Source organism: Micromonospora yongxingensis (assembly GCF_052601155.1).
On sequence record NZ_JBQXEO010000029.1, the window covers coordinates 71875 to 84118 of the forward strand.

Here is a 12244-nt window from a genome sequence, read left to right on the forward strand (position 1 = left end):
AAAGTTGTTCGCCTCTGTCCTGATGATGGGGAAATCGCGTGGGTCGGCGACCCGATCAGGCGTCGCTCGTGGTGATCAACACCTTGCCCACCGCCGCGTTCTCCACCGCCTGGTGTGCCGCAGCCGTCTCGGCCAGCGGGTGGTAGTGCAGCGGTAGGCCGGCGTCCGCCCCGACCCGGATGCCGCCCTGGTCGGCCGCCGCGGCAACGTCCCGCACCGCGTGTGCCTTGGCCGCCTTCGGCTCCGTGTAGACCAGCACGAACTGCCACCGGGCGTTGCGCATCATCAACGGTCGGGTCGGGAGGCTCACCTCCGGCCCGTCGCCGTCGGCGTAGACGCAGACCGCGCCAGCGTTCCGGATCACCTGCACGTCCGTCGCGGCGTTCCGGGACGGGGAGACCTCGACGATGGTGTGCACACCGTCGGGAGCGATCTTGTGGACCTCCTCGACCACGTCCTGATCGCGATAGTTGATCACGAAGGACGCGCCGGCCGCCGCCGCGAGCTGCGCCTTCTCCGCACTGCTCACCGTGGCGATCACCGTGGCGTCGGCCCACCGGGCGAGCTGGATCGCGGCGTTGCCGACCGCGCCCGCCCCGCCCTGCACCAGCACGGTGTGATCGGCGAGCGCGCCGGGGCGCAGCGAGTCCGGCATGAACTCGCCGGCCGTCAGACACCGGTGCGCGGTGAGGAACGGGATGCCCAGGCTGGCCCCCAGGTCGAACGAGGCGTCACCGAGGCGGACCGCCTGCCGGACCGGCACCAGCGTGTACTCCGCCGAGGTGCCCCACGGCCGCTGCCAGGCGGCCTCCCAGATCCAGACCCGCTCGCCGATCCGATCCGGGTCCACCCCCGCGCCGACGGCCTCCACCACGCCCGCGCCGTCCTGCCCGGGGATCTGCCATCCCGCCGGCGGCGGCGAGGATCGGCGAAACTTCCAGTCCGTCGGGTTCACCCCCGACACCGCCACCCGGACCAGGACCTCGCCCGCGCCCGGCTCCGGCACCGCCCGGTCGACCAGCTCCAGCACCGAAGGGTCGCCGGTGCGCTCGTACACGATGGCTTTCATCCGTGGTCTCCTCACCCGTCCGGCGCCCGGCACCCGGATCGAGCACCGCCGGCTGCGGTACCCCGCTCAGTCCCCGTCATGCCGATCCCTCCGGCCCTCCGAAAACCGTATAACCGTGGACAGGGCGGCAGGGACCGGACGGACGTGACGCCGCGCACCCGGCGGGTCAGCCGGCGAGCGCGTCGATCGTCTCCGGGGTCAGCTCACCGATCCGGCCCAGCGTCACCGCAGCCAGGCCGGCTGCGTCCGGGTCCAGCGGGTACGCGCCGTGCGGCACCGCCACCACCCGCATCCCCGCTGCGGCCGCCGACCGCACGCCGTTGGACGAGTCCTCCACCGCCGCGCAGCGGGCCGGGTCGAGGCCCAGGTGGCGCGCGACGGCCAGGTACACGTCCGGTGCGGGCTTGCCCCGCTCGGTCTCCTCGGTCGACAGGGTCGTGGCGAACGCGTCGGTCAGCCCGGTGGCCGCGAGCGCCGCCGCGATCAGCCGGGTCGGCGACGAGCTGGCCAAACCCAGCGGCCACCGACCGGCGAGCCGGCGTACCACCCGGTCGGCGTGGTCGATCAGCGGTACGTGTTCCCGGTAGCGCCGGGTCATCTCCTCGACCACCTCGTCGGCGACCTGCCGGGCGGTACGGTCCACGCCCAACTCGCCACTGAGGTAGTGGGCCCACTCGCCGGTGCTCATGCCCATCAGCCGGCGCTGGGTGTCCGGCTGCCAGGTTCCGCCGTGCGCCGCCACGTACGCCCGGCGGACCTCCTCCCACACCGGTTCGGAATCCACGATCACGCCGTCCAGGTCGAAGACCACCGCATCCACCACGGGCCCATCCTGCCCGACGGGTGGCCCTCCGGTCAGCCGGGCAGCGCGGGCAGCCCGATCGGGCTGCCCTCCGGGATCACCGTGTGGCAGGACCGGGCGATCGGCTCCAGCAGCTCCCGCAGCCGGTCCGTGCCGTCCCGGCCGAGCGCCTCCCACGGGTGCGCGGCGGCCCGGTCGGTGGCGTCCTCGACGGCCTGGAACCCGGCCCGGCCGTGGTCGGTGGCCGCGCCGTCGGGGGTCAGCCAGCCCCGCTGTGCCAGCCGCTCACGAGCGGCCCGCCACTGCTCCTCGGACCAGCCCCGGCCGAGCAGGTTCTGCGGCGACATGTCGACGGCGACGCGCCAGGCCAGCGTCTCGACCGGGTCCAGGCCGGCGGCCACCAGCGCCGCCACGTGCCCGTCGCCCCGGTGCTCGCGCAGCGTGGTCGCGGCCTGCCAGAGCCGGGCCAGCGGGTACTCCCCGACCGGCAGCGCCGCGTTGACCGCGCCGAGCACGCGGCCGGCGGCCTGCACCGCCGAGGCGGCCCGCTCCAGCAGGTCGGCGGCCTCCGCGAGGCGCGTCTCGGGCAGCTCGTAGGTCAGCTCCGCCAGGGCCTGCACGGCACCGGTCAGGCGGGCGCGCAGCGCCTCCTGCGGCGTGGCCAGCCGCCACACCGCCGGCAGCGCCCGGCTCACCATCGGCGGTGCGAAGTTGAAGAAGGCGGCGATCACCGGGGGCGCCTCGGTGGCGCCCAGCGGTGCGGCACGGCCGGCGAAGTAGCCCCGCCAGTAGCCGCGCAGCCCCACGGCCTCGTACGCGGCGCGGGCCCGGGGGTGGAAGTAGGTGACCGCGTGCACCGGCTCGAAGTGCGTCCACATCAACCGGGCCGTACGCCCAGGCTCGTCCAGCGCCGTCACGTGCACCTCCGCGTCCCCGTCCGGATGGTCACCCCGGGCGGCGAACCGCCCGGGGTGACGCCGAACCTACTGCCGGTGGGTGACGGGCCGGAAGCCCCATGTGAACAACTGCATCGCGGCCGGGCGACAACCGGGGCGATCCGGACGGGTCACTGGGCGGCGAGCACGTCCACCACGAAGCGCAGCGGACCGGTCGGCCGCCCGCCGGCTGCGGCCTCGTCGTTGCCGTACGCCAGCTCGCCCGGGATGTCGAGCTGCACGCGGCTGCCCACGGTCACCCCGACCAGACCCTGGTCCCAGCCCGGGATGACCTGACCCACGCCGATCGGGAAGGAAGCCGGCTGGCCGCCCGTCCAGGACGAGTCGAACTCCTTGCCGTCCTTGAAGAACACGCCCACGTAGTTGGTGGTGATGGTCTGACCCTTCGCGACCGCCGGGCCGGTGCCCTTGATCAGTGGGGTGACCGTGAGCTTCTTCAGCTCACCCTTGCCGGCCGTCACGGTCGGCTTGCTGCCCAGCGCCGGGTCGGCACCCTCCGGCAGCTGCGGGGCGGGGGGCGCGCCGGCCGCGTCCGGGGCCGGGGCGGACGCGGACGGGGTCGCGCCGGCCTGGTTGGTGGGCTTGTCGTCGTTGTTCCCGACGATCACGAAGACGGTGATCAGCAGCGCCACCACGGCGACACCGGCGAGCCCGCCGGCCCACGCCTGGCGACGCCGCTTCGCCTCGGCCGCCTTCTGCGCCGCCAGCTGGGCGGCCAGGCGGCGACCCGCCTTGGTTGCCGGGCCCTGGCCCTCCGACCGGTTCTGCTGCGTGCGCTCGCTCACGTCGTCGACTCCCTGCTGCGAAGGTGTGGCCGGCACGCGGTGCCGGGGGGAAAGCCGACGCACACGGTACCCGCCCGGCGGCCCGCTGTGCCCGCCCCGGACCGGTCGAATCGCCCTCCGGCGTCGTTCCGGACCCTTCGGGGCGACTAATCCGGGACCACCATGAAGTCCGTCACGAACGAGGTCACCCGACCGTCGGCGGCCCGCCCGATCCAGGTGCCGTAACAACCGTCACCCCAGCCCGTGGCGACGGTGACGACGTTGGCGCCGGTGGCCTCGTCCAGGACCGCGGTGATCAACCCCGGGACCGGCGAGGCGGGCGGTTCGGCCGGGATGAACGTTTCCTCCACCCGGTCCTCGTCCCAGCCTTCCAGCGCGGTGAGGGCCGTCGGGTCGGCGAGGGTGCCGGCGCCCGCGTCCACCCCGTACCCGAAGTAGTCGTCCGCGCCGAGGGTCGCGACGTCCTGGTCGCCGGCGACGGCCAGCTCCCAGCGGACCGTCGGCTCCTCCTCGATGACCAGCTCCAGTGCGGCCACCCGCCTGTCCACCTCGGCGTCCTCCCGGAGCACCACCGCCACCCACGCCCGGGCGGGATGCCGCCCCGGCGGCACGCCGACCGTGTACGGCTCGGCCTCCGGGCAGACCAGCGGGTCACACCCCACGACCCGGCCGGTCGGCAGCACGATGTCGCCCACCGGGTGGGCCTCCATCAGGTACGCCCCGTGCTCGTCGGTGAAGCGGGCTCCCGGCGTCAACAACCGGTCCAGGTCAGGGGTGTACGGCATGGCGGGCTCCTCCGGTGGCCAACGGCCGGCGGAGCGTACCCGGTCCGGCGGACGCCGTCGGCGCTGCCGTACGGTCAGGCGGTCTTGCGGGGTGCGGCCTTCCTGGCCGCCGTCTTCTTCGCCGGTTCGGCCTTCTTGGCCGGAGTCTTCTTCGCGGCGGTCTTCTTCGCCGGTTCGGCCGCCTTCTTCTCGGCGGTCTTCTTCGCGGCCGTCTTCTTGGCCGGTGCCTTGGCCGCCTTCTTCTCGGCTGCCTTCTTCGCCGAGCGGGCCGACGAGATGGGCGTCGGTTCGCCGCCTCCACCGCCGCCGCGAGCCGGTTCGCCGCGGGCCGCCTTCGCGCGCTCCACCGACGCCTTCAGAGCGGCCATCAGGTCCACCGCCGCGGCCGGGGCCTCCTCGACCTCCTCCGGCTGGACGACCTCGCGACCCTCCACCTTGGCGTCGATGACCTCCTGCAACGCCGCCCGGTAGTCGTCGGTGAAGACGTCCGGCTCGAACTCGCCGGTCATCGAGTCGATCAGGGAGCTGGCCATCGCCAGCTCCGGCGGGCGCACCTTCAGGTCCTCGTCGAGGAAGCCGAAGTCCGCCGTCCGGATCTCGTCCGGCCAGAGCATGGTGTTGAGCAGCAGCACGCCCTCGCGGACCCGCAGCGTGGCGAGCTGCTCCCGCTGGCGCAGCGCCACCTTGACGATGGCCACCCGCTCCGATTCGATCAGCGCGTCGCGCAGCAGCACGTACGGCTTGGTCGCCGCGCCGTCGGGCTCCAGGAAGTAGGCCTTGTTGTAGAGGATCGGGTCGACCTGCTCGGCCGGGACGAACTCCAGCACGTCGATCGCGCGGGAGCTGGTCAGCGGCAGGTCGGCGAAGTCCTCGTCGGTGAGGATGACCATCTCGCCACCGCCGATGTCGTAGCCCTTGGCGATGTCGTCGTAGGTGACCTCCTCGCCGCAGACCGAGCAGGTGCGCTTGTAGCGGATCCGGCCACCGTCCTCGCGGTGCACCTGGTGGAACCGGATGTCCTTCTCCTCGGTCGCGGAGTAGAGCTTCACCCCGATCGAGACGAGCCCGAACGACACGGCTCCCTTCCAGATTGCCCGCATCCTGCGCTCCCTTCGCCGGTATCGACCATGCTCGCATCCCGAGGAACCGGACGCGAGGTGTTCGCGCTGCTACTACAGTCGGGTCGTGCCCGGCGCGCCGCTCAAGCCGATGCTCGCGATGACCGGGCCGCTCCCGGCGGGTGACGGCTGGGCGTACGAGTTCAAGTGGGACGGCGTACGCGCCCTGGCCGACATCTCCGGCGGTGTTCAGCACCTGTATGCCCGTTCCGGCGTGGAGATCACCACCGCGTACCCCGAACTGGCCACCCTGCACGAGCAGGTCGACGACGCACTGCTCGACGGCGAGGTGGTGCTGCTCGGCGAGGGCGGGCAGCCCTCGTTCACCGCACTGGCCGAACGCATGCACGTGCGGGACCGGGCCAAGGCGGCACGGCTGGCGGCGGTCATACCGGTGACGTACATGATCTTCGACCTGCTCCGCCTGAACGGTGACGACCTGACCGGCTGGCCGTACGAGCGCCGCCGGGAGGCCCTGGACGGGCTCGCCCTCGGCGGTGCCCGGTGGGCGGTGCCCCCGATGTTCGCCGACGGCCCGGCCACCTACGAGGCGGCCGGTGAGCACGGTCTGGAGGGGGTGATGGCCAAGCGGATCGGCGCGGTCTACCGCCCCGGCGTGCGCTCGCCGGACTGGTTGAAGGTCAAGCTGGAGGTCACCGGCGACTTCGTCATCGGCGGCTGGCGGCCGGGTGCCCGCCGGATCGGCGGCCTGCTGGTCGGCGTGCCCGGCCCGGACGGCCGGCTCATCTACCGGGGTCGGGTCGGCGGCGGCATCGGTGCCGCCATCGAACGGCAACTCCTCGCCGAGCTGGAGCCGCTACGCTCCGGCGTGTCACCGTTCGCGCCGGGTGTGCCGCGCGAGGATGCCCGGGGCGCCATCTGGGTAACTCCCCGGGTGGTGGTGGAGGTGAAGTACGGCCAGCGCACCCCGGACGGCCGGCTGCGCTTCCCCCGGGTGCTGCGGTTGCGCCCGGACAAGCCGCCGGAGGAGGTCGACGATGCCGGCTGACCGGCTGCGGGTGGACGTCGAGGGTCGCGCGCTGGAGCTGTCCAACCTGGACAAGGTGCTCTATCCGGCGGCCGGCTTCACCAAGGGCGAAGTGATCGACTACTACACCCGCGTCTCCCCGGTGCTGCTGCCGCACCTGCGGGACCGGGCGCTGACCAGGATCCGGTTTCCCAACGGCGTGGACGACAAGTCCTTCTTCGAGAAGAACAAGCCGGCGGCGACGCCGGACTGGGTGCGGGTGGAGACGCTGCCGGCACCCGGGTCGACGAAGGGCCGGGAGACCATCGACTACGTCGTCGCCGACGACCTGCCCACCCTGGTCTGGCTGGCCAACCTGGCCGCGCTGGAGCTGCACACGCCGCAGTGGAGGGTCGGCACGCACCCGGACATGATGGTCGTCGACCTGGACCCGGGGCCGCCGGCGGGGCTCGCCGAGTGCTGCCCGGTGGCGGTGCTGATGCGCGACCGGCTCGCCGACGACGGCATCGACAGCTACCCGAAGACCTCCGGCAAGAAGGGCATGCAGCTCTGCTGCCCGATCGCGGGCACCCAGTCCGCTGATGTCGTCTCCGACTACGCCAAGCGCATCGCCCAGGAGCTGGAGAAGGCGCACCCGAAGCTGATCGTGTCGAAGATGGCGAAGAACCTGCGCCCCGGGAAGGTCTTCATCGACTGGAGCCAGAACAACGCGGCGAAGACCACCGTGGCGCCGTACTCGCTGCGGGCGCAGCGAGTGCCGTCCGCCTCCACCCCGCTGACCTGGGACGAGGTCGAGGCCGGCGCTCGCGGCCGGAAGCCGGCCGTCCGCCAGTTCACCGCCGCCGAGGCCCTGGATCGGGTCGAGGAGTACGGCGACCTCCTGGCCCCACTGCTCGAAGGCGGCCCGGAGCTGCCGGGCTGATTCGCCGGTCATCCGCTGGGCAGCATCAGCTCGGGGCGACGTGAACAGCGGACGACGTGCGGCGCAGTCGCCACCAGGCACCACCTGTCAGGGCCACGGTGACCACGGTGACCGCGACGTCGCCGGCCAGGGCCGCCGCCGGGGACGCCGGGGAGTACGGCGGCACCAGGTACGCGAACGCGGCGGCGGTGACCAGGCTCGCCGAGCCGGCGACGAGCACGTGCCGCTGCCCCCAGTCGGCGCGGGACGACCAGTACGCCACCAGGCCCCCGACGGTGGCGGCGAGCGCCAGCGCGATGCCCACCCCCGGCCAGCCGGGTGTCAGATCGGTGCCGAGGTGGACGAGGACGACCACCAGGCCCACCCAGAGCGGATGCGGTGCCCGGCGGGCGCGTCGCGGACGGGGGCGACGCCAGCGGGGCAGCAGGGCCACCGCGACGAGTGCGAGGACCAGCGCGGCGGCGAAGGTCAACTGGAGCGGGCTGGCCAGGAACCCCTTCCGGCCGCTGTCCGAGAAGATGAGCAGACTGCCCAGCAGGTAGAGCACGGCGACCACGGCAAGCCCGGTCCGGCCCAGCCACGGCCGCAGCCGGCGGTCCGACCCGAGGAACGACTCGACGAGCACGATGGGGGCGCAGATGGTCAGCACGATGTGGTTGCCCACGTAGTCGAAGGCCTGCCGGAGGCTGAACCCGAGCCCCGGCACCAGCGTCGCCTCGGCGGCGGCGCGGGTGTCGGCGTACTCCGTGTCGTCGAGGTAGCCGGGATTGAACAGCGACTGGTCGACCAGGCCGGCCTGGAGCACGCCGAACGCGGCGGCGAGCAGCACGATCGTCGGCCAACCCGCGCCGAGGTGCCGGGCGGTCTCCCGGATCAGGATCGCCGCCCCTCCGTACATCGGTCCGAGGAAGATCAGCACCGGGAGGAAGTCGTCGAGGGTGAACCCACCCCACGAGCACTCCGCGGCCCAGGGCGCGAGCAGGAGCAACGCGACCACGGGTACGAGCCGGCGACGCACGGGGTCGGTGAGGGGTCGGCGGGGCTCGGTCGACATGGATGCTCCTTCGGGGTCATCCGCACCGTGCGCCGGCCACCCGGACGGCCGCTACGGCCATCGGCCGACGACGAGCACGACCAAAGTCGTTGAGTAGGGTGGTTCCGACGTCGTCACCTGGGAGCGTGGAGATGCAGCGAACCGTCACGGCCGACCTGGCGGCCCGGCCCGCCGACGTCGAGCGCCCGCTGCTCAGCTACCGCGACGAGGCGACCGGCGAGCGCGTCGACCTGACCGCCCACCAGGTCGGATCCTGGGCGGCACGCAGCGCGGGTCTGCTGCGGGACGGCTGCGGGCTCGGCCCCGGCAGCCGCGTCGCGGTGCTCCTGCCGCCGCACTGGCGTACCGCCGCGGTGTTGCTGGGGGCCTGGGCCTCCGGCCTGGCGGTGTCGTTCCGGCCTCGCGCCACCGCGGGCCTGCCGGTGCTCGAACCGGGCGGTGACCGGCCTTTCGACGCCGTCTTCGTGACCCCCGAGCGGCAGGACGACTGGCTGGAGGACGTGCCCGACGCACCGCACCGCTACCTCGTCGGCACCGGGCCCGGGTCGCTGGCCGACGTGCCGTTGGGCTGGCTCGACTGGTCCGCCGAGGTGCTCCGGCACCCGGACGTCACGCCCGACCACACCGCAATCCACCCGTCGGACCCGGCGAGCGCGGACGGCACCACCTACGGCCAGTGGGGCGCGCTCGCCCAGGAAATCGCAACGATGTTGGACCTGCGTGCCGGGGACCGGCTGCTGGTGGACGCCGCCGAGCACGAGCAGCCGTTGAAGTGGTTGCTGGCTCCGCTCTCCGCTGGCGCGTCCGTGGTGATCAGCGCCAACCTCGACCCGGCGGGGCGCGAGGCACTGATCGCCGCCGAGCAGGTCACCCGGGTCCTCTGAAGTCCCGTCATTTCGGCCCGCGAAACCAAACAGCGCTCGGCGTCCTCCTTCTGTTACATCGACATCAGCCCTGCTCAGAGGGTCTTTTGTCGATGTCATCGACGTGGTCTCATACCCAAACGACGACGTCATCGACCCGGTCATGACAACCATGCGTCGACCCGCACCGCCTCCCTGAAAGGTGCAACGATGCACAGGAGATCGACTTTCCGACTGGCGGTTCTCACCGCCACCGCTGCGACGTTCCTGGCGTCCGGGGGCGCCTACGGTGCGGTGGGCACGGCAGCGCCCGCGACCGTCTCCCCGGGTGTCGCGGCCTGTGAGCCGGGTGCCGACGAGCACAGCGCGGCCCGCGTCGCCGAGGGCGCCACCGCGCAGGAGCCGGAGCTGTATTCCAAGAACGAGGCGAACGCCTACGGCGTGATCAAGGACGCCCCGCGCCTCGCCGACGGCAGCGTCACCGTGCCGACCGTCTTCCACATGGTCTCCGACCACGCCCTCAGCGCAGCCGAGACGGCCAGGTGGAAGAGCCTCATCGCGGCGCAGATGACGGTGCTGAACGACTCGTTCGCGGGCCGCACGGCGGCGAACGCCTCCAACACGCCGTTCCGGTTCTCGCTCGTCGACACCACGTGGACGGTGAACAGCGCCTGGTACACCGTCGAGCCGGGCAAGAACGAGCGGGACATGAAGAAGGCGCTGTACACCGGTGACTCCCGCACCCTGAACGTGTACGCGGCCAACATCGGCGGCGGGCTCCTCGGCTGGGCGTACTTCCCGAAGGGTTACAACAACGGCCGTGACTACATCGACGGCGTCGTGATGCTCGACGAGTCGATGCCCGGTGGCACGGCCGGCAAGTACGCCCTCGGCGACACGCTGACGCACGAGGTCGGGCACTGGCTGATGCTGGAGCACACCTTCGCGCACGGATGCTCCGCCTCCGGCGACTTCGTCGCGGACACTCCCCGCGAGGCAATGCCCCAGTTCGACTGCCCGCTGGGCGCGGACACCTGCACCGCACCCGGGCTCGACCCGATCCACAACTTCATGGACTACACGCAGGACTCCTGCATGAACATGTTCACCGCAGGACAGGCCGACCGGATGAGCGACGCCTGGGTGGCGTTCCGGGCCGGCGGCGCCGGGTAACTGAGCATTGCCGGGTGGACGGGCCGCGCTCAGCGGCCCGTCCACCCCTGGATCGGGGGCCGGGGCTGGTTCCGACTCAGTCGAACGCGGCGGCGAACATGCCCGGCTGGTAGGAACCGCCCTTTTGGTGCACGATCACGGCGAGCCGGTTGGCTGCGTTGATCAGGGCGACCAGCGCGACCAGCGCGGCGATCTGGTCGTCGTCGTAGTGCTTGCGCACCTGGGCCCAGGTCTCGTCGGACACGCCCTGATGGGCGTCGGCGAGCCGGGTGCCCTCCTCGGCGAGCGCCAGCGCGGCCTGCTCGGCCTCGGTGAAGACGGTCGACTCACGCCAGGCGGCCACCAGGTTGAGCCGTACCGCGCTCTCACCGGCCGCCACGGCCTCCTTGGTGTGCATGTCGATGCACCAGCCGCAGCCGTTGATCTGGCTGGCCCGCAGCGACACCAGCTCCTGCGTGGACGTCGGCAGCGACGATCGCTGGATCACCTGGCCGGCGTTCGCGAACCGCTTGGCGAACTTCATGGCAGTCTCGTTGTCGAACATGTTGAATCGGGCGTCCATGGTTCCGTCCTCCACTCGCGTTGTTCGATCGGACGACCATGAGATGCCGGCCTGCCTGGGTCTGTGACGGCGCGGCCGGGTGACGACCGCCACAGGCCGCACGTGTCACAGGGCGGCCTGGTCTGGCATCTGGTGGGTGACGCAGTCGAGAGCGAACAGGAGTCACCCATGGTGGGCACGCCACAGGCCGCACCGGACGACCGCCCGGACCTGGCCACCGAGGCGTTCCTCGCCCACCGCAACCTGCTCTTCACCGTCGCGTACGAGATGCTCGGCTCCGCCGCCGACGCGGAGGACGTACTCCAGGAAACCTGGCTGCGGTGGGCGGGCGTCGACCTCGGCACGGTGCGGGATCAGCGTGCCTACCTGGTCCGGATCACCACCCGCCAGGCGCTCACCCGGCTGCGTACGCTCGGCCGCCGCAAAGAGTCCTACGTCGGCCCCTGGCTGCCCGAGCCGCTGCTCACCGCGCCCGACGTGGCCGAGGACGTCGCGCTGGCCGACAGCGTCTCGATGGCGATGCTGTTGGTGCTGGAGACGCTCGGGCCGACCGAACGGGCGGTGTTCGTGCTGCGCGAGGTGTTCGACATCGGGTACGACGAGATCGCCGAAGCCGTCGACAAGAGCCCCGCCGCGGTCCGTCAGATCGCCCACCGGGCCCGGGCGCACGTCGCGGCGCGCCGACCGCGCCACGTCGTGTCGGCGGCCGAGACGCGGTACGCGCTCGACGCGTTCCAGCGGGCGGTCGAGACCGGCGATCTGCAGAGCCTGCTCGACATCCTCGCCCCGGATGTCGTCCTGCTCGGCGACGGTGGCGGAGTCAAGCAGGCCGTCCCGCGGCCCATCGTCGGCGCCGACAAGGTCGCCCGCCTGCTGGCTGGCGGCTGGGGCAGGATCGTCGACATCTCGTCGCTGCGGCCGGCGCAGGTCAATGGCTACCCGGCGCTGATCGTCCGGCTCAACGGAGAGCTCGACACCGTCCTGGCCGTGCGCATCGACGACGGCCTCATCACCGGCCTCTACGCGGTGCGCAATCCCGAGAAGCTGTCGCACATGGAGCGGGAGACCGCCCTGAGCCGCTGAGTCGGGGGCGGACGCGCGGTCGGCCGATTCGTTGACGCCATCAGGTCGACAGCGCGTGAGACAGACACCTGTGCCGGGCAGCGC

Annotated in this window: 13 protein-coding genes; 5 read left to right on the forward strand and 8 right to left on the reverse strand. The window is 72.3% G+C overall.

Annotation, left to right across the window (positions count from 1 at the left end):
• Positions 1-55: 55 nt before the first annotated feature.
• From ACTWLT_RS27180 to ku, 6 genes are all read right to left on the reverse strand, one after another.
• Positions 56-1069 (reverse strand): NADPH:quinone reductase, encoded by a 1014-nt coding sequence (locus ACTWLT_RS27180; RefSeq protein ID WP_445320774.1) that lies wholly within the window; start codon positions 1067-1069, stop codon positions 56-58.
• 166 nt (positions 1070-1235) lie between these two features.
• The gene (locus tag ACTWLT_RS27185; protein WP_445320775.1) at positions 1236-1892 is read right to left on the reverse strand and encodes an HAD family hydrolase; all 657 of its coding nucleotides are present in this window, start codon (positions 1890-1892) and stop codon (positions 1236-1238) included.
• A gap of 32 nt (positions 1893-1924) precedes the next feature.
• Complete coding sequence (locus ACTWLT_RS27190) at positions 1925-2749, reverse strand: SCO6745 family protein (protein WP_445320789.1); 825 nt, start codon at positions 2747-2749, stop codon at positions 1925-1927.
• A gap of 188 nt (positions 2750-2937) precedes the next feature.
• On the reverse strand, positions 2938-3648 hold the full coding sequence (locus ACTWLT_RS27195) for an FKBP-type peptidyl-prolyl cis-trans isomerase (protein ID WP_445320776.1): 711 nt from the start codon (positions 3646-3648) through the stop codon (positions 2938-2940).
• A 110-nt stretch (positions 3649-3758) separates the two neighbouring features.
• Complete coding sequence (locus ACTWLT_RS27200; protein WP_445320777.1) at positions 3759-4397, reverse strand: DUF4241 domain-containing protein; 639 nt, start codon at positions 4395-4397, stop codon at positions 3759-3761.
• A gap of 74 nt (positions 4398-4471) precedes the next feature.
• A complete protein-coding gene (gene ku, locus ACTWLT_RS27205) occupies positions 4472-5497 on the reverse strand; it encodes a non-homologous end joining protein Ku (RefSeq protein ID WP_445320778.1) in 1026 nt (341 codons plus the stop codon).
• 85 nt (positions 5498-5582) lie between these two features.
• Between ku and ligD (ACTWLT_RS27210) the strand changes: the two genes are divergently transcribed.
• The gene (gene ligD / locus ACTWLT_RS27210; protein WP_445320779.1) at positions 5583-6524 is read left to right on the forward strand and encodes a non-homologous end-joining DNA ligase; all 942 of its coding nucleotides are present in this window, start codon (positions 5583-5585) and stop codon (positions 6522-6524) included.
• Positions 6514-7425, forward strand: coding sequence for a non-homologous end-joining DNA ligase (gene ligD, locus ACTWLT_RS27215; RefSeq protein ID WP_252416107.1), 912 nt, complete (start codon positions 6514-6516; stop codon positions 7423-7425). Before ligD (ACTWLT_RS27210) ends, ligD (ACTWLT_RS27215) begins: the two co-directional genes overlap by 11 nt.
• A gap of 25 nt (positions 7426-7450) precedes the next feature.
• On the opposite strand, the gene ACTWLT_RS27220 is transcribed toward ligD (ACTWLT_RS27215), so the two are convergent.
• Entirely contained in the window at positions 7451-8479 is a 1029-nt protein-coding gene (locus ACTWLT_RS27220) for a hypothetical protein (protein WP_445320780.1), read from the reverse strand.
• A gap of 131 nt (positions 8480-8610) precedes the next feature.
• Here ACTWLT_RS27220 and ACTWLT_RS27225 point away from each other — a divergent pair, with 131 nt between their 5' ends.
• The gene (locus tag ACTWLT_RS27225; protein WP_445320781.1) at positions 8611-9363 is read left to right on the forward strand and encodes a TIGR03089 family protein; all 753 of its coding nucleotides are present in this window, start codon (positions 8611-8613) and stop codon (positions 9361-9363) included.
• 189 nt (positions 9364-9552) lie between these two features.
• On the forward strand, positions 9553-10515 hold the full coding sequence (locus ACTWLT_RS27230; protein WP_445320782.1) for a zinc metalloprotease: 963 nt from the start codon (positions 9553-9555) through the stop codon (positions 10513-10515).
• A gap of 76 nt (positions 10516-10591) precedes the next feature.
• Here the strand turns inward: ACTWLT_RS27230 and ACTWLT_RS27235 are convergent, their stop codons facing one another.
• On the reverse strand, positions 10592-11077 hold the full coding sequence (locus ACTWLT_RS27235) for a carboxymuconolactone decarboxylase family protein (RefSeq protein WP_445320783.1): 486 nt from the start codon (positions 11075-11077) through the stop codon (positions 10592-10594).
• A 168-nt stretch (positions 11078-11245) separates the two neighbouring features.
• Here ACTWLT_RS27235 and ACTWLT_RS27240 point away from each other — a divergent pair, with 168 nt between their 5' ends.
• Entirely contained in the window at positions 11246-12160 is a 915-nt protein-coding gene (locus ACTWLT_RS27240) for an RNA polymerase sigma-70 factor (RefSeq protein ID WP_445320784.1), read from the forward strand.
• Positions 12161-12244: the final 84 nt, after the last annotated feature.